The 17473-nt window shown below is 69.6% G+C and carries 11 protein-coding genes; 7 read left to right on the top strand and 4 right to left on the bottom strand.

Going from position 1 to position 17473, the window contains the following annotated elements; genetic code table 11:
- The first annotated feature begins 76 nt into the window (after positions 1-76).
- Positions 77-1018, top strand: a complete 942-nt coding sequence (locus KWI83_RS04880; RefSeq protein ID WP_218513013.1) for an endonuclease/exonuclease/phosphatase family protein — start codon at positions 77-79, stop codon at positions 1016-1018.
- A gap of 40 nt (positions 1019-1058) precedes the next feature.
- Here KWI83_RS04880 and KWI83_RS04875 read toward each other — a convergent pair whose 3' ends face one another.
- Together KWI83_RS04875 and KWI83_RS04870 are read right to left on the bottom strand one after the other, a co-directional pair.
- Complete coding sequence (locus tag KWI83_RS04875) at positions 1059-2915, bottom strand: FUSC family protein (RefSeq protein ID WP_218513012.1); 1857 nt, start codon at positions 2913-2915, stop codon at positions 1059-1061.
- Positions 2916-3078: 163 nt separating this feature from the next.
- Positions 3079-3873, bottom strand: coding sequence for a nucleotidyltransferase domain-containing protein (locus tag KWI83_RS04870; protein WP_218513011.1), 795 nt, complete (start codon positions 3871-3873; stop codon positions 3079-3081).
- A gap of 159 nt (positions 3874-4032) precedes the next feature.
- On the opposite strand from KWI83_RS04870, the gene KWI83_RS04865 reads away from it, so the two are divergent.
- The 3 genes from KWI83_RS04865 to KWI83_RS04855 are packed head-to-tail and all read left to right on the top strand — an operon-like array spanning position 4033 to position 13210.
- A complete protein-coding gene (locus tag KWI83_RS04865; RefSeq protein ID WP_218513010.1) occupies positions 4033-5217 on the top strand; it encodes a serine/threonine-protein kinase in 1185 nt (394 codons plus the stop codon).
- 41 nt (positions 5218-5258) lie between these two features.
- Positions 5259-8129, top strand: coding sequence for a DEAD/DEAH box helicase (locus KWI83_RS04860; RefSeq protein WP_218513009.1), 2871 nt, complete (start codon positions 5259-5261; stop codon positions 8127-8129).
- Positions 8130-8149: 20 nt separating this feature from the next.
- A complete protein-coding gene (locus KWI83_RS04855; protein WP_218513008.1) occupies positions 8150-13210 on the top strand; it encodes a class I SAM-dependent DNA methyltransferase in 5061 nt (1686 codons plus the stop codon).
- A 52-nt stretch (positions 13211-13262) separates the two neighbouring features.
- Here the strand turns inward: KWI83_RS04855 and KWI83_RS04850 are convergent, their stop codons facing one another.
- Together KWI83_RS04850 and KWI83_RS04845 are read right to left on the bottom strand one after the other, a co-directional pair.
- Complete coding sequence (locus KWI83_RS04850) at positions 13263-13457, bottom strand: DUF397 domain-containing protein (protein WP_218513007.1); 195 nt, start codon at positions 13455-13457, stop codon at positions 13263-13265.
- Positions 13454-14284, bottom strand: a complete 831-nt coding sequence (locus KWI83_RS04845; protein WP_218513006.1) for a helix-turn-helix transcriptional regulator — start codon at positions 14282-14284, stop codon at positions 13454-13456. The genes KWI83_RS04850 and KWI83_RS04845 overlap by 4 nt, the downstream gene beginning before the upstream one ends.
- A gap of 217 nt (positions 14285-14501) precedes the next feature.
- Here KWI83_RS04845 and KWI83_RS04840 point away from each other — a divergent pair, with 217 nt between their 5' ends.
- From KWI83_RS04840 to KWI83_RS04830, 3 genes are read left to right on the top strand one after another with little or no spacing between them, the layout of a single operon-like run.
- Positions 14502-15050 (top strand): ATP-binding protein, encoded by a 549-nt coding sequence (locus KWI83_RS04840; protein ID WP_308121990.1) that lies wholly within the window; start codon positions 14502-14504, stop codon positions 15048-15050.
- Positions 15019-16308, top strand: a complete 1290-nt coding sequence (locus KWI83_RS04835) for a DUF262 domain-containing protein (RefSeq protein ID WP_218513004.1) — start codon at positions 15019-15021, stop codon at positions 16306-16308. Before KWI83_RS04840 ends, KWI83_RS04835 begins: the two co-directional genes overlap by 32 nt.
- Positions 16305-17441 (top strand): DUF3696 domain-containing protein, encoded by a 1137-nt coding sequence (locus tag KWI83_RS04830; protein ID WP_218513003.1) that lies wholly within the window; start codon positions 16305-16307, stop codon positions 17439-17441. Before KWI83_RS04835 ends, KWI83_RS04830 begins: the two co-directional genes overlap by 4 nt.
- Positions 17442-17473: the final 32 nt, after the last annotated feature.

Genomic DNA, 17473 nt, shown 5'->3' with positions numbered 1-17473 from the left:
GTCTGTCCAGGAACCGTCCGCACGGGCACGCTGGCCTCACCACACACCGCCGTCCGGCCTCTGAAAGGAGCCCGGCATGCTGCTCGGCACCTGGAACCTGGAGAACCTGTACCGGCCCGGCGGGCCGTTCGGCCCCAAGGACAAGGCCGCCTACGAGGCCAAGCTCGCCGCCCTCGCCGACGTGATCGCGGAACTCGACCCGGCCCTGCTCGGCGTACAGGAGGTCGGGGACCCGGACGCGCTGGCCGACCTGGCCGGGATGCTGGCCGGCACCTGGCACATCGCCCTGTCCGAGCACGCCGACAGCCGGGGCATCCGGGTCGGCTTCGTCAGTCGTACGCCGCTGGTGGTGCTGTCCGACACGACGGCGTTCCCGGCGCCGCTGCGACCGGTGCAGGCGGACGACTCGGGGCCCGCGGTGGCGGCGGCGGGCCGGGGTCTGCTGGCGGTGCGGGCCGGTGAGCTGTCGGTGGCGGTCGCGCATCTCAAGTCGAAGCTGCTGTCGTATCCGGAGGGCCGATTCCACCCCCGTGACGAGGGCGAACGCGCCCGCTACGGCGCCTACGCCCTCTACCGGCGGGCCGCCGAGGCGACGGCGCTGCGCGCGCTGGCCGACAAACTGCTGGCGGGCGACGGGCGGGCGCGGGACGTGGTGGTCCTGGGCGATCTGAACGACGAGGCCCAGGCGGCCACCACCCAGATCCTGCTGGGCCCGCCGGGTTCGGAGCTCGGCACGCCCGGTTTCACGGCGGACGACAAGGGCGACGCGGCCCGGCTGTGGAACGTGGCGCCGTTGATCCCCGCCGAGCAGAGGTTCTCACGGGTGCACTCCGGGCGGCGCGAGCTGATCGACCACATACTGTGCAGCCACCGGCTGGTCCGTCGGGTGACGGCGGCGGGCACGGGGCTGCCGGGGGCCGGTGCGCCTCAGCTGCCGTCGGTGGGGCCGGACCCGACGGGACGGCGGGGCGCGGCGGGGTCGGATCATGCGCCGGTGTGGGTGCGGGTGGGGAGCTGAAGGGACCTCGTCGCAGGGGGCGTCGGGGCTGCGTCAGCGGTCAGACGGCAACGGGCAGCTCCGGCTCGCGCAGGCCGAGGCGGCGGCGGCCCGACTCCAGTTCGTCGAGGAGTTCGGCGAGCCGCTCGGTGTGGCGCGGCGTGAGCCGGCCGGTGTCGTCCAGGTGGACGGCGCAGGCGGTGGTCGTGTCGACGAGCCGTTCCAGGGTGCCGGCGACCTCGTCGGCGCCCTCCGTGTGCCGGGCGAGCGCGGGCAGTTCGGCGGCGGCGAGGGCAATGGCGCCACGCGCCTCGGCGAGCGTGCGGTAGGCCTCGCGGCGGAGGGTCCAGCGGGCGGCGCGGTCGTCGGACTCGCTCAGCACATGGGCGAGATAGGCCTGCGCCGCACTGCCTGCCGCGGCGAGCCGCGCCCGCACGCCCCCGCCCCGCTGCCCCGGCATCGGCAGATGCCCGACGACGAGCACGATCGCGCAGGCCAGCAGGGTCTCCCCCATCCGGCTCATGGAGGCCTGCGGTTCGCCGCCGACCATCACCAGGGCGAGGACGAGCACGGTCACGACAGCGGTCTGGGCGGCGAAGTGCCGCGTGGCGACGGGAATGAGGGCACCGCAGACGGCGACGAGCGCGACGAGCCCTTCGGGCCGGGGCAGCAGGGCCGCGAACCCGGCGAAGACGAGGGCACCGAGCACGGTCCCGGCGGCACGGCACAGGACACGGGAGACGAGCGGCCCGAGGTCGGGCTTGACGAGGAAGACGACGGTGGCGGGAAGCCAGTACCAGTGCTCGTGGGTCCCGTACCCCTGGGCGTGGCGCAGTGCCTGGGCGATGGCCACGCCGGCGCCGAAGCAGAGGGCGACGCGCAGCCCGTACTCCCGGCCGCCGACACCGACGACGGCCCGCAGCAGGTCCCCGGCCGTACGCCGCCGGGTGTGCAGGTCGCCGCCCTTGCCCTGGTCGAAGACCTCGGCGGCGTGCAGCAGGGCGTCGTCGAGGGCACGCAGCGCGGGCATCGACCGGGACGGCGCGGGGAGCGGCCCGGTGTGCGCGTCCGCGCGTACGGCTTCGGCGAGTCGACGCGGCCCCGCAGCGGCCCGCTCGGACACGGCTTCCCCGGCCCAGGCGAGCGCGGTGGCGGCCTCGGCGAGGGGCAGCGCGGCGGCGTACTGCGCGTGCAGCCGCCGTTCGGCGGCGGAAACGGCGTACCGGCGCAGCCGGGGCCCGGCAAGAGCGTCCTGCGCGTGGTCGAGGGCGGCGGTGAGGGCGGCGCGCCGGGTGGTGGCGTGCTCGGTGCCGACGGCGTCGAGCAGGTCGCCGATGGCGTCGTACACGTCGGCGACCGCCTCCCGCTCCCCGTCGAACCGGAAGTCCCCGGCGAGCGCACCGGGCGTGGGCAGCAGCAACCGCAGCGCGAGCAGCCACCCGGCCCCCGCGAGAAAGGCGAGCGCCCGCTGCCACCCCGACTCCGGCAACGGCATCCCTGCCCCGACCGCGCTCGCCACGAGTAGCTGCGTACCGGCCGCGGAGGCGACGGGCCCGACAGCGCTGACGCCGCCGGCGACGAGCCCGAGCCCGGTGAGGAGCAGCGTCTGCGCGACGACACCCGTGTTCTGTCCGGCGTACGTCCCGACGAGCAGCCCCACCGAGCCCGCGAGCGCGGGCACCCCGAGGCGCCGGACGGACGCCCGCCGGCTGCCGGGCCGGTCGTTGATCCCGGCGAGCATGGCGGCGATGGCGGCGACGACCCCGACGGACGGATGCCCGACGAGCACGGCGGCGAGCAGCAGCGGCCCCGCGGCCAGCGCGCCTCGCACCACCGCATTCCAGGGCACGGGGCCGCGCTGGGCACGGAGGGCGTGGGCGAGCCAGGGCGGTAGGGCACGGATGACGCGGCGGTACACGGGGCTCCTGTCGGGGCGAGGGCGGGGGTGGGTGCCTTCGGGCGACGGTGGCCGGGCTGCGGGTTGTGCTGCGGGTTGTGCTGCCTACCGTAGGTCGCGTTCTTGGAGGGTGTGGAACGCTTGTATTACCGCGGTGTGACGATGGGTGGATGGGCCGGGTTCTTTATGAACGCAATGCGCTCGTGGCCGTGGTGACCCTGTCGTCGACGAGAGCGAGGGCACACTCGACTGCGCGGACAAGGCCTTCGGGGCCACGGCCGGCCCCCGCCTCCTCGACGATGTCGTCGACCTCCCGCAGCCCGGCCCGCTCCAGCAGACGCTTCTCGTTCGTCACCCACTCCCCGCGGGCGGCGAGGACGGCGTGCGCGGCCTGGGTGGCGGCGACGGCGAGGGCACCGACGGTCTCCGTGCACCGTCCCGCCGGAGCGTGGTTGGCCAGGGCATAGGAGAGGGTGGCGCGGGCGGTGCCGTACCAGCGGTCGCTCGCGGTGCGACGCAGCGGCGGTGGATAGGCGGACGGCCGGGGGAGCTTGCCGCGCAGTACCTGGTTGATCGCCAGCTCGGCGACCACCAGATAGCTCGGAATCCCCGCGAGATGGAAGAGCAGCGGCTCGACGTGGAAGCGGCCTTGCTCCGCCTCCGCCAGCTCGTGTTCGACGACGTCGAGGTCCCGATAGTGGACGTCGACCCGGCGTCCCTCGATGGTCAGCCACGCGCCCCCGTTGAAGACCCCACCACCCCAGCCGCCGACTTCGCAGACCTCGCCCTCCCAGCCGATGGCGCGCAGGTCGCCGGGGTTGAAGCGACCGCGGTAGTAGACGGCCAGGTCCCAGTCGCTGTCGGGCCGGTGGGTGCCCTGGGCCCGGGAGCCGCCGAGGGCCACGGCCCGGACAGTGGGGAGGGCGGCGAGACGGTCGCCGACGGTGTCGAGGAAGGCCGGGTCGGTGAAGGAGGGCATGCGCGCAGGGTAGGCGGCCGTGCGCCGTGTCTCCACGGAAATGACAGCCGACTTCCGGCTTGGACCTCCATGAGCCGAGGAATGGTGACGGCCGCCCCCACTCGACTACCGTTACGTCTCGCACTCATCGCATGACCAGGGGGAAGGGACGAGATCCACGTGAACGCGGCGCCGCTGAGCCCCGAGGATCCTGCGCAGCTCGGTGACTTCGAGCTGATCGGCCGGATCGGCCACGGCGGCATGGGGCAGGTCTATCTCGGCGAGTCGCAGGGAGGCGAGCATGCCGCGGTCAAGGTCATCAAGCCCTCGGTGGTCGACTCGGAGACGCGGCTGCGCTTCGCCCAGGAGGTCGAGGTTCTGAAGACGGTCTGGGGCCCGCGCATAGCCGCCTTCATGGACGCGGACCCGGATGCGGAGCAGCCGTGGCTGGCCACGGAGTACGTAGACGGGCCTGATCTTCGCAAGCATGTGAACACCTGCGGACCCCTGCCCATGGTGCTCGTGGCCTCGCTCGGTGCCACGATCGCCGAGGCCCTCTCCGGTGTGCACAAGCAGGGGCTGCTGCACCGCGATCTCAAGCCGGCCAACATCCTTCTCGGCCCGAACGGCCCGAAGATCATCGACTTCGGTCTGGCGGTGTTCACCGAGTCCAGCGCCTCGCTCACCGCCCCGAGCACGGTGCTGGGCACTCCGGCCTGCATGGCCCCGGAACAGGCCAATGGCGTCAAACCCCTTCTCGCACCCGTCGACGTCTACGCACTCGGTGCCGTCCTTCTGTACGCGGCGACCGGCCGCTATCCCTTCCAGGCCGAGAACATCCACGCCCTCTTCCACCTGATCACCAAGCCGGAGGCGCAACCGGATCTGACCGGTGTCCCGAACGAGCTGGTGCCCCTGCTGACGGCGATGCTCGCCTACGACCCGAGTGCGCGCCCCACCCTGCAGAGCGTCGTGCAGCAGTGCCGTGCCGTGATCGAGGGCCAGGGGCTCAAGGTCGCCCAGGCCCGCCGTCGGCTCACTGCGCACACGACGGCGACCTCGCCGCAGGACATCACGCGGGTGCCGCAGGCCCCGTCCCCCGCCCCCGACCCTGCCGTGGTGGCGGACCTGCCCACAGCCCCGGCCACGTACACACCGACCGTGCAGGACGAACCCGCCGTACCTGACCGGCAACCGGCACCCGCCGCCCCGGCTCCTGGGACCCCGCCGCCCGCACATCGCGGGCGGGAGCAGACCGGCCCGCCAGGCCCGCGCGGGAACGCCCCGCAGATCAGGCATTCCGCCCAAGCCAGGCGTGTAGCCCAACAGCTGCGCGAGACCTACGCTCAGCGTGCGAAGTTCTGACCCGAAACACCCGCGTTCCGCCCCTACAGGAGGCAGCCCCCGTGACCGTCGAGCAAGCCGGCGTCGCTGAGAACCCTCCCCTCAGCGCTGATCAGGGGGACGCCAAGTACCCGCCCGGCTCGCAGATCGAGGTCCGCGACGAGGAGTGGCTCGTACGGAACGTACGGCGCACCGCGCACGACGGTGACCGCATCGAGGCCGTCGGTGTCTCCGAATTCGTCCGCGACCAGGAAGCCGTCTTCTTCACGAAGCTCGACGACGTGCAGTTGATGGACCCGCGCCGGACCAAGCTGACCTCCGACGACTCCCCGAACTTCCGGCGCAGCCGCCTGTTCCTCGAAGCCATCCTGCGCAAGACGCCGCTCCCCCAGTCGGAGCGCGGCCTGGCCCTCGCGGACAGCTTCCTGCTCGACTCGCTCCCGTACCAGCACCGGCCCGCGCAGCTGGCGTTGTCGGGCAAGAACCTGCGCCCGCGCATGCTCATCGCGGACGTGGTCGGCCTCGGCAAGACCCTCGAAATCGGTCTGACCCTCGCGGAGTTGATCCGCCGAGGCCGGGGCGAGCGCATCCTCGTCGTCACTCCGCAGCATGTCCTGGAGCAGTTCCAGCACGAGCTGTGGACCCGCTTCGCGATTCCGCTGATCCGCCTCGACTCGGTCGGCATCGAACGCATCCAGCGTGAGATCCCGGCCGGACGCAACCCGTTCACGTACTTCAAGCGCGTCATCGTCTCCATCGACACGCTCAAGAACACCGACCAGTACAAGCACCACCTGGAGCGCATCACCTGGGACGCGGTCGTCATCGACGAGTCCCACAACCTCATCAACCGCGGCTCGCTGCGCAACCAGCTGGCCCGGCTGCTCGCCCCGCAGACCGACGCACTCATCCTGGCCTCGGCCACCCCGCACAACGGCGACGCCCGTTCCTTCGCCGAGCTGATCTGCCTCCTCGACCCGGCCGCGATCCGCGACCCGGAGCGCTACGAGGCGAAGGACATCGAGCACCTCTTCATCCGGCGTACGAAGATCAGCGCCGAGGTCCGCGAGCAGATGAAGGGCCAGTGGGCGGACCGGGGCCCGAGCACATCGGTGCACTGTGCCGCGACCCCGGCCGAGGAGAAGATCTTCGAGGAGCTGGCGCAGGTGTGGCTCCCGCAGGACCCGGACCAGCGCTCGGTGAGCGAGAGCCGCCTCTTCCCGTACACGCTCCTCAAGTCCTTCCTGTCCTCGCACGTGGCCCTGGCCTCGACGGTCGACACCCGCATCAGGACCCTGAAGGCGAAGGAGGACACGGAGGGCGGCGCGGGAGCGGAGGCCGAGCTGGCCGCGCTGCGGCGCCTGAACGACCTTACGTTCGTGATGTCGGAGACGGACTCGGCGAAGTTCCAGGCCCTGGTGGAGCAGCTGCGCGAGATCGGTGTCGGACCGCAGAGCGACACCCGGGTGGTGGTGTTCTCCGAGCGCGTCCAGACGCTGGAGTGGCTGCGCGAGAAGGTCCCGGCGGCTCTCGGTTTCAAGGGCAGGGCCCTGAAGGAGGCCGCGCGCGTCATGCACGGTGGCCTCTCGGACGAGCAGCAGATGCAGTGCGTGGAGGGCTTCGGGCTCGCCGACACCCCCGTACGCCTGCTGTTCACCGGTGATGTCGCCTCCGAGGGCGTCAACCTGCACCGCCAGTGCCACCACCTCATCCACTACGACGTCCCCTGGTCCCTGATCCGCATCGAGCAGCGCAACGGCCGCATCGACCGCTACGGCCAGGCGCACCAGCCCCAGTTCCGCGCGCTGATCCTCACCAGTGAGGTCGAGGGCGCGAAGGACGACCGTACGGTCGCCGAGCGGCTCCTGGAGCGCGAGGACGAGGCGCACCGCAGCCTGGGCACGGCGGAGGCGGTGTCCGGCCTGTACCGTGCGGAGGCGGAGGAGAAGTCCCTCATCCAGGATCTGCTGCGCGGCCGTACGGTGGACGAGTCCCTGGACGCCACGGCCCAGGCGGCCGCCGCCGAGGACTCGGGCACGGACTTCCTGGCGGACTTCTTCGGTGCGGTGGACGCGGTGAGCGACGCCGCCCCCGACGAGGTGGACGGCGACGGCCCGCCCGCGCCCGCCGACGTACCGCGCCTGTTCACGGGCACCCGGGAGTTCATCGACGAGGCGATCCGCGAGGTCTTCCCGGACGCTCAGCGGCAACTGGAGCTGGACCAGGACCCCGAGACGGGCCTGATCTCCTTCAAGCCGCCGTCGGACCTCACCCACCGCATGAAGTCCCTCCCCTCGGACTACCGTCGCGAACAGCGTCTGCACGAGCGCCTGTTGGTGACCCTGAACCGCAAGCTGGCCGACCTCTCCCTGGTCCGCGCCCGGGAGTCGTCCTCCTCCAGCTGGCCGGAGATCTCGCTCCTCACCGACCTCCACCCCGTCGTGGAGTGGCTGACGGACAAGGTGCTGGTGCGCCTCGGCCGCCAGGAGGCCCCCGTCATCACGGCGGACGTCGACGCCCCGACGTACCTGATCCAGGGCATCTTCTCCAACGCGCTGGGCCGCCCGACCGTGGTGAAGTGGATGGCCGTGAGCAGGGGCGAGGTCACCGACGACATGGTGGGCGTACTGCGCCGCGCGGGCGTCGGCCCGACCATGGCCAACCCGCTCCACGGCCACGACCTCGACCTGCTGAGCCGTGGCATCCCCGACGCGCTGGAGGCGGCCGAGCGCTTCCTGCGCCGCCACAGCAGCGAGTGGGACAAGGCGCTGGCCGGCCCGATCGACGACTACAAGCGGCGCCTGGGCGCCTGGGAGCAGCCGACGCTCGCCGGCGAGCGCACGAAGTCGGATCTGGCCGACCTGGCCGACTCGCTCCTTACCACCGGTCGCCCGATGCTCCGGGTCCTCGCCGTCCTCGACCACACCCGCTGATCCCTGAGGTCATTTCCGTCATGTCGTACGACTCACTCGTCAACCGCGGCGACTACTTCTCCGCGCACTACCTGGCCGAGGTCTTCCCCAAGGACCTCAAGGCGGGGCTGCTCGCGGCCTGGAAGGAGCGGGAGGACGCGGTACGCGGAACAGAGGCCGACCGCGCCGAGGACACCCTCCCCGTGACACCGCGGGTGGGCCTGCGAGAGCTGCGCCGCCCGTACTTCAAGGCGCGCGCGTTCTTCGCGGAGGCGGCGGCCGAGCCGGACGACGCGACGACGTACGACTCCCCCGCCTGGCGTGAGCGGGCGGCGGCGCTGAACGCGGACGTGCTGAGGGCCTTGGGGTACGACGCCAAGCCGCACACCCTGACCGTCGAACGCGCCGACCACACCTACGAGGTCCAGGTCGCCCACGCCGAGCCGGGCCTGGTGGCCCTGGACTGCGGCTGGGCGGCCGAGCCGGACGCGGCCCTTGACCCGGACGGTCCGGGCCGCCTCCTGCACCGGCTGCCCCTCGACGGCTCGAACGAGGTGACCACGGGCTCGAAGCTGGCGTCGTTCCTGTTCGCGTGCGAGGACGCGCCGCGGTATGTGCTGCTGCTGGTCGGCGGTGTGGTGGTGCTGGCCGACCGGGCGGCGTGGGGCGAGGGCCGCTACCTGGCGGCCTCGCTGGACGCGGCCCTGGAACGCAACGACACACGCGCGGGCGGCGAACTGGACACGCTGGCGGCCCTGTTCGGCGCGGACTCGCTGCGGACGCCGGAGGAGGGCGGCGAGAATCCGCTCGCGGGTCTCGTCAACAAGTCGACGAAGCACGCGGTGGGCGTGTCGAGCGACCTGCGGGACGGGTTGCGCCTGTCGGTGGAGCTGATCGCGAACGAGGTGCTGGACCGGATCCGGGGGGCGGGGGTTCGGCCGGAGGATGTTGCAGAACTGCCGGAACTTTCACGTCAGTTGACGCGGGAGTCGCTGCGGTATCTGTACCGGATCCTGTTCCTGCTGTACGCGGAGGCACGCCCCGAGCTGGGCATCCTGCCGTCGGACTATCCCGAGTACCACCAGGGCTACGGCCTCGGGCGGCTGGGTGAGCTGGTGGCGGAGCGGGACCTGGTGGGCGAGAAGGCCCGCGAGGGGACGTACTTGTACGACTCCCTGGACCTGCTCTTCCGCATGGTCCAGGAGGGCTACCGGCCGCGTCGTACGCACGGCGAGGCGGGGGAGACGGAGGCGGAGTCCGGGTCGCTCGGCTCGGAGGATGTCGGCCTGCGCTTCGAGCCCCTGCACTCCAAGCTGTTCGAGGCAGGGTCGATCCGCCTGATCGGCCAGCGGTCGGTGCCGGACCCGCGTTTCGACGAGGACGAGACGGGCGAGCCGCGTTACATCGACACGCGGCTGCGTAATGCCACGCTGTACCGCGTGCTGCGGCTGCTGATGCTCACGCGCGGCAAGAAGGGCGAGCGCGGGGGCTTCATCTCGTACGCGCAGCTCGGCATCAACCAACTCGGGGCTGTGTACGAAGGGTTGATGTCGTACTCCGGCTTTGTGGCGAGTGAGGAGCTGTACGAGGTCGCCAAGGGCGGGTACTCGAAGGACGGGTCCTGGCTGGTGCCGGCGTCGAAGGCGGACGAATACCCGGACGCTGTGTTTGTACGGCGTCGCGATGAGGAGACGGGCGAGGAGGTACGGGTCCGGTACCGGCCGGGGTCGTTCGTCTACCGCCTGTCGGGGCGGGACCGGCAGACGTCGGCGTCGTACTACACGCCGGAGTCGCTGACGAAGGTGACGGTTCAGCTGGCGCTTCAGCAGCGGCTCGACCAGGACGGTGAGGTGACGCCGGCCCGGGAGCTGCTGGACTGGAAGATCTGCGAGCCGGCGCTGGGGTCGGGCGCGTTCCTCAACGAGGCCATCAACCAGGTGGCCGCGGAGTATCTGCGGCGGCGGCAGGACGAGCTGGGTGTCGCGATCGACACCGAGAAGTATGCGGTGGAGCTGCAGAAGGCGAAGGCGTACATCGCGCTGCACAACTCGTACGGGGTTGACCTCAATTCGACGGCTGTGGAGCTGGCGGAGGTCTCGTTGTGGCTGAACACGATGCATCCGGGGATGGAGGCGCCGTGGTTCGGGCTGCATTTGCGGCGGGGTAACTCGCTGATCGGGGGGAGGCGGGAGGTCTATGCCGCCGAGAGGTTGAAGAAGGGTGGCTGGCTGGGGGCGACTCCGGAGCGTTTTCCGCTGACGGAGGCGGCGGCCGGGGCCGGGCTTCCGGTGGGGGCGGTTCATCACTTCCTGCTGCCTGCGAAGGAGTGGGGTGCGGTCGCCGCCGAGAAGGAGGCCAAGGCGCTGGCTCCGGAGGAGTCGAAGGCGCTGGCCGCCTGGCGGAAGGCCATCACCAAGTCGCCGTCGAAGAAGCAGACGGAGCGGTTGCAGGGGCTGGCTCGGCGGGTCGAGTACCTCTGGGGGCTTGTCGTACGGCGTCTGGAGATCTCCGAGCGGGACATCTCGCGGCGGATTGGTGTCTGGGGCGCGGAGGACGGGTGGCTGCGGGCGCCTGAGGTGGCCGTGCAGCGGGATGAGGTGCTGGCGGATCTGGAGGCTGTCGACACGCCCTATTGGCGGTTGAAGACGCTGATGGATGCGTGGTGTGCCTTGTGGTTCTGGCCTGTGCAGAGGGCTGCGTTGCTGGACGGGAGTGATGGGGTTTACCAGCGGGCGGCTGAGCTGGCGGAGGAGTCGGGGGCGTTTGAGGGGCTGAGTGAGGAGGCTGACGATGACGGCGTCCTCATGTCCTGGGAGGCGGATGCGCTACCTGGGTTCGGCGTCGATGCCAAGCAGCTGTCGTTGACGCGGGAGGACCTGGACAAGCGGCGGGCCGGGCGTCGGAAGGAGGCAGTGAGCGGGCAGCGGCGGGCTGTTGTCGCGTTGGCCGACCTTGATGACTGGCTGGACTTCGCCGAGTCGCTGCTGGGAAAACGGGATGTTCCGGCCGACTCGTTGGTTTCGGAGTTCGAGCGGCTGGATGAGCTTGAGCCGTATGAGGATGCGTTGCCGGATCTGATGGGCATGGACTGGGCTCATCATGTGGAGGGGCGGTATCCGTGGGCGGGGGTGGCTCGGGATATCGCGGGGCAGCAGGGGTTCTTTCATTGGGAGTTGGAGTTCGCGCAGGTGTTTGCGCGGGGTGGGGGATTTGACTTGCAGGTGGGGAATCCGCCATGGGTGAGGCCTCACTGGCATGAGGATCAGGTTCTGGCGGAGCGGGAGCCGTGGTTCGTGCTGGCGGAGAAGCCAAGCGTGGAGGAGTGGCGCCTGCGCAAGCAGGAGGTGCTGAGCACCGGCCGCGACAACAAGGCTTACTTCCTGGGCGAGTTGGCGGTGAACGTAGGAATCTCAGCTGTGCTGGGCAGCATGGCCGCGTATCCGCTACTCGCTGGGACGAATGGCGACCTCTACCGCGCCTTCATGGCCCAGGTGTGGCGGCATATGAAGTCGCATGGCAGCGCGGGTCTCATCCACCCGGACTCACACTTGAGCGGCGTGCGAGAGGGCTCGATTCGGGCCGCGTCGTATCGACATCTGCGAGTGCATGCACATTTTGTCAACTCGGCAAACTGGGCGTTTGAAGATCTCGACCGCGGCTGGGAATTCGGGATGCATATCTACGGCACGCCGCAGGAACCCGATTTCCTGCACGTCAGCGAGCTCCGCGGCGCCGATGTCCTACCCGATTCTCTGGCTCACGACGGACACGGCACGATGCCTGGCATCAAGCACAGCGGCTCGTGGGACATCCGGCCCCACCGCGAGCGCGTAGTACGTGTGAACACTGCTCTCCTGTCGGGTTGGCAGGCTTTGGCGGGTTCGGAAGGCGGAACTGTGCAGGCTCCCCTGCTGTACCCCGTCCTCGCCAGTGAACAAGGGGCGATCGAGGCGCTGGCCGCCTATCCCCGCAGCCTGGCCGATTTCCAACCGATGATCTCAGGCGGATACAACGAGACCATCGCCAAGAAGGACGGGCTGATCCGCTGGGGCAACAGAACCGTCTCGAAAATCGAGGATGTGATCCTCCAAGGACCGCACTTCGCGTCGGCTCTTCCCTTCTCGAAGGAGCCGAGAGTTCCCTGTCGGAGCAACAGGGATTGGGACTCGCTCGTGCCGACAGAACTGTCCGAGACATACGTCCCTGTAACGAACTACGTACGGGCCGCCGACGAGGCAACGTACCTTGAGGCCCAAGACTCCTGGCTCGGGCGACCGTACACCGCATACGTCCGGCTGGCCTGGCGGAAAATGATCCCCTTTAATACCAGCCGCAGTCTGCAAGCCGCCCTCATCCCGCCCGGCCCCGCCCACGTTGACGCCGTGCGTTCAATGGCCGTGGACGACACGCGCCTAACCGTGCTCAACGCTGGCTTCTGGGCATCGCTGCCCCTCGATTACGTACTGCGTATCACCAGTCGCTCGAATCTTCACGTCTCCGAGGCTCGCAAGATGCCCGCCCCAGACCCCAAGCACCCCCTCGCCCCCGCCATCCTCCTCCGCACCCTCCGTCTGAACGCCCTCACCACCCACTACGCACCCCTCTGGGAAGAGCTGTTCGACCCCCGCTGGTCCGGCTACGAAGACTGGGCCAACCCCAACTGGCCGGGCCTGAACCCCCTCGCCGCCAACCTCAAGCCAACCTGGGAGTACACCACCCCCCTCCGCACCGAGCACGAACGCCGAGCCGCCCTCGTCGAGCTGGACGCCTTGGTCGCCGTATGGCTCGGCATCACCGCCGACCAGCTCGCCGCGATCTTCAAGTCCCGCTACCCCCAGCTGTACGACTACGAGTCGGCGACCTGGTTCGACGCCAACGGCCGCAAGATCGCCGCAGACTTCAACACGTACGGCCACGGCCAGACCAAGCAGGACTACCTCGACCTCATGGCCCACCTGGAAGACCCGGAGCACACCCCACCCCCGGCCGGCTACCAGGCCCCCTTCTACAAGGCCGACCGCGAAGCCGAGATGCGCGCCGCCCACGCCCACTTCCAGGCCCGCCTGGACGAGGAGATCGCCCTCGGCCGCTGGCCCCGCTGAAACACACGCAGGGCCCTCGGCAAGCACACGCCTACCGAGGGCCCTGCCCCTGTCAGAGCGCCGCGAACTCGACGAACGCGGTCCACGCCGTGGTTTCCACGGCCACTGCGGCCCGGGCCGCGTCCTTCGAGTCGCGGACGTGAACCCTGCCGGGGCAGACGGCGACCTCGACGCACTCGCCGCCCGAGCCCGTGCTGTAACTGCTCTTGAACCAGGCCGACTCAGGTATGGGCTGTTGGGCGTTCATCTCTCTCCAAGCAACTTCTCGATGAGGGCCAGCGACTCGCGCGGAGTGAGCGCTTGGGCCCGGAGGATGCCGTACTGCTCCTCAATCTCCCGGACCGACCTCCGCTCCGTGTAGAGACGGCTGTCCTTGTACGCCTCCACGTACGCGATCCTCTGCCCTTCCTGTGTCTCGATCAAGGTGAAGGGGCCTTCCAACCCAGCGTGCTCCTCCCGCTCGATCGGCATCACCTGGATTTCCACGTTGCGCCGGTGACCGTGCAGCAGGATCTGCTCCAACTGGCCCTGCATCACAGCCCATCCACCGAGCGGTCGCCGCAGTACGAACTCCTCGATGACAAAGCTGATGGTGGGCAACGGGCTCCGGGAGAAGATGTCCTGGCGTGCCAGGCGAGCAGCGACCCGCTGGTTGATCGTCTCCTCGTCCAGCAGCGGACGCCACATGGAGAACACCGCCCGCGCGTACTCCTCCGTCTGCAAGAGTCCTGGAACAGCCTTGGTCGCGTACACATGCAGTGCTGCCGCCTTGGCCTCCAACCTGGCCGCATCCCGAAAAAACGCCGGATACTGAGCCCGAGCCACCTCCTCCTTCCCGGCGCTCAACACCCCACCCGCCCCCAGCACTTCATCGGCCCGGTCGATGAACTTCGGCGGCGGAATACGTCTCCCCTGCTCAAAGGACGCGATCGTCGAAGCCGAGTACCCGGTCAGCGACCCGAACTTCGCCCGATCCATGCCCGCCCGCTCCCGGAACAGCTTCAACTGCCGCCCGAACACGCACAGAATCCCCGCCCCGAACTCGTACTCCGGCTGCTGAACCTCGTCGCTCACCCCGCCGCACCTCCCGCTCCCGTACAGCCGAACCGCCACCACAGCCACCGAACTCCACCCAACGCGCGGCCGCACACCCCGGTCACGCCCCGCACCACGTACAAGCGCACCACCACCACGTACAGCCCGCACCCGTCAGCACACCACGCCTGTTCAACGCTACGCAGAGTCCGCGACGGTTCACCTCATGAAGTCAGCAACTCCCCCGAACGGGCATATGCCACAACGCCCCGCACCCGAACACGAGTTCACCATGCGCTTCACGTCCACCCCACGTGGCGCCCGCCTCGCCCGCCGACTCGTCTCGCACCGCCTGAACGAGTGGGGCCACCCCTACACGACCGAAGCCAACGAGACTCTCACCCTCATCACGGCCGAACTCACAGCCAACGCCGTACGCCACGGCCACGTCCCCGGCCGTGACTTCCACCTCCACCTCACCCTGACCGACAACACCTTCCGCATCGAGGTGACGGACACCCGCACGGAACGACACCCAGCACCCCCTCCCCCATCCACCCCCGCCCCCGACGCCGAATCCGGCCGCGGCCTCCTCCTCGTCGCCGCCCTCGCGGACGACTGGGGCGTCACCCCTCGCGCCACGGCGCCCGGCAAGACCGTATGGGCGGAGTTCGCCGTACCGTCACCGGCCCCCGCGGCCCCTCGTCAGGCAGAATCGGCACCGGCGTCACAGGTTCAAGTTCTGGCCGGCTACGAGACGGACACGAGGGCATATGTCACAGGAGGACAGCATCGGCAGCCGTAAGGCGGCGCGGGAGCAGGCGTCACTGTTCAGCCGCTACATGGACGACTCCGAGGACAGCGGCGCCTTCCGTGTCGAGGTCGGCGCCGACGGCCGGGCGACCGACGTGGAGCTGGAGCTTCCGGATCCCGAGGCCGAGGACGCGGCGGACCAGATCACCGCGCCGTACGACCCCTCCAAGATCGAGATCCAGACCCTCAACCCCACGATCAACCTGCTCATGTCCCGACTGAGCAACGGCATGATCGACCTCGCCCCCGACTTCCAGCGACATGCCGGGATCTGGTCGGACGAGCAGCAGAGCAGGCTGATCGAGTCACTGTTGCTCCGCATCCCGATCCCGTCGTTCTACGCGGCCGAGACGGAGGACAGCGACTGGGCCATCATCGACGGCATCCAGCGGCTCACGGCCATCGCCCGGTTCATCGCGCCCCGGGCGCTGGCCGAGGTGGCCGGCATCGACGTAGGCCCGTTGCGGCTGCGCGGTCTGGAGTACCTGTACGAGGACTTCGAGGGCAAGGGATACGACGACCTCACCGGGCGGCTTCAGATCCGGCTGAACGAGACGCAGGTCGTCGTCCATGTCATCCGGCCGGGCACTCCGGAAGAGGTCAAGTTCAACATCTTCGCCCGGATCAACACCGGCGGTCTCCCGCTCACCCGTCAGGAACTCCGGCACGCACTGATCCCGGGACCGGCACGGCAGTTGCTGTCATCGCTCGCCGAGTCGGAGGAGTTCGTGTCGGCGACGGGCGGCAGCATCCCCAGCGCGCGCATGGCCGACCAGGAGATGGTCCTGCGCGCCCTGGCCTTCCGGCTCACTTCCCCGAATGCCTTCCGGGCCCAGGACTTCGACCAGTTCCTCGCGCACACCATGCGGCAGATCAACCGGCTGTCCGACGAGGAACGAGCAGCTCACGCCTTGTCCTTCAAACGGGCGATGACCGCGGCCGAGATGATCTACGGCGCACACGCCTTTCGCAAGATGTACCCAGGGCAGACGCGGCGCTCGCCCATCAACAAGGCCCTCTTCGAGTCGGTGACGGTCAACCTGGCCGAACTCTCCGGCCGCGAGCTCGGCACGCTGGTAGCCTGCCGCGAGAAAGTGATCGAGGGCTTCCAACGGCTCATGAAGGACCGGGACTTCGAGCGCGCCGTATCCGTCGGCACCGGCGACCGCGCCAAGGTCAGGACCCGGTTCAGCAAGGTCCACGATCTCTTCCGCAGCGTTCTGGACAGCAACGGGGGCAGTGCGCAGTGATCGACCAGTTGTCGCTGAACAACTTCAAGGCGTTCCGGTCGGCCGACATCCCGCTCGCCCCGGTCACTCTCCTAACGGGCCTCAACTCGTCAGGGAAGAGCACGGTCTTACAGGCTTTCGCCCTGCTGCGGCAGTCGTACGACTCGTTCACGCTGTTCTCCAGCGACGGTGACTCCCAGCAGGGCGGCTTCCTCCTGAACAGCGATCTGGTGGAGCTGGGGACGGGACAGGATCTGATCCACGAGGACTTTGTGCGTTCACCGGGGCTGCCCACTCCGCTGATCGGCGTCGGGTTGCGTACCAGTGACGGGCGGGGCCACAAGTGGTCCGCGCTGTACGCCCCCGAACAGGACGTACTCCCCTTCCACTCCGCCTCGGGCCACCTGGAAGACGACTCGCTCTTCGGCCGCTGCTTCCAGTACCTCAAAGCCGACCGCATCGTCCCGGCCACGAGTTATCCCCGGTCCCATCACCAGGCGATCGCCCGCGCCTTCCTCGGCGCACGCGGTGAACACACCGTCAACTACCTGCGGCACCACGCTCGGCACCCCATGGCGGACGGCCCGCTCCGCCACCCCGAAGCAGATGCCCACACCTTCCTGGACCACGTTGTGGCCTGGATGCAGGAGCTGTGTCCAGGCGTCAACCTCGAAGCCACGGAGATCCCCGGCATCGACTCGGTCCGCCTCAGCTACGGCTTCGACGGGACGGCCGGCCTGGACTCCTCCTCCCGCCGCCGCCCCACGAACGTCGGCTTCGGCCTCACTTACGCTCTACCGATCGTCGTCGCCTGCCTGTCGGCGGGACCGCGAAGCCTGATCCTCCTGGAAAACCCGGAAGCCCATCTCCACCCCCGCGGTCAGTCCCGTATGGCCGCCCTCATGGCCGCCGCCGCGTCGGCCGGAGCCCAGCTGATCGTCGAGACCCACTCGGACCACGTCCTCAACGGCCTGCGCCTGGCCGTCAAAAACGGCGTCATCCCCGCCTCGGCCACCGCCGTGCACTACTTCCGCCGCAACGGACAGCGCGCGGAGTTCGTCAGTCCGCAGATCCACGACGACGGCACCCTCTCCGACTGGCCGGCGGGCTTCTTCGACGAGTGGGAGAACTCGCTCGAACAGCTCCTCGACTGACCGTCGCGCATCGCCACTGAGCCACTGAGCCA

This window comes from Streptomyces sp. TRM70350, assembly GCF_019219825.1.
GTDB lineage: Bacteria > Actinomycetota > Actinomycetes > Streptomycetales > Streptomycetaceae > Streptomyces.
Note: the sequence above shows the minus strand (reverse complement) of the source record. Positions and strands in the feature narration are given on the sequence as shown.

Coding starts and splice junctions, on each gene's coding strand:
- KWI83_RS04880 (WP_218513013.1), top strand. CDS start 77: ATGCTGCTCGGCACCTGGAACCTGGAGAACCTGTACCGGCCCGGCGGG.
- KWI83_RS04870 (WP_218513011.1), bottom strand. CDS start 3,873: ATGCCCTCCTTCACCGACCCGGCCTTCCTCGACACCGTCGGCGACCGT.
- KWI83_RS04855 (WP_218513008.1), top strand. CDS start 8,150: ATGTCGTACGACTCACTCGTCAACCGCGGCGACTACTTCTCCGCGCAC.
- KWI83_RS04850 (WP_218513007.1), bottom strand. CDS start 13,457: ATGAACGCCCAACAGCCCATACCTGAGTCGGCCTGGTTCAAGAGCAGT.
- KWI83_RS04840 (WP_308121990.1), top strand. CDS start 14,502: ATGCCACAACGCCCCGCACCCGAACACGAGTTCACCATGCGCTTCACG.
- KWI83_RS04835 (WP_218513004.1), top strand. CDS start 15,019: ATGTCACAGGAGGACAGCATCGGCAGCCGTAAGGCGGCGCGGGAGCAG.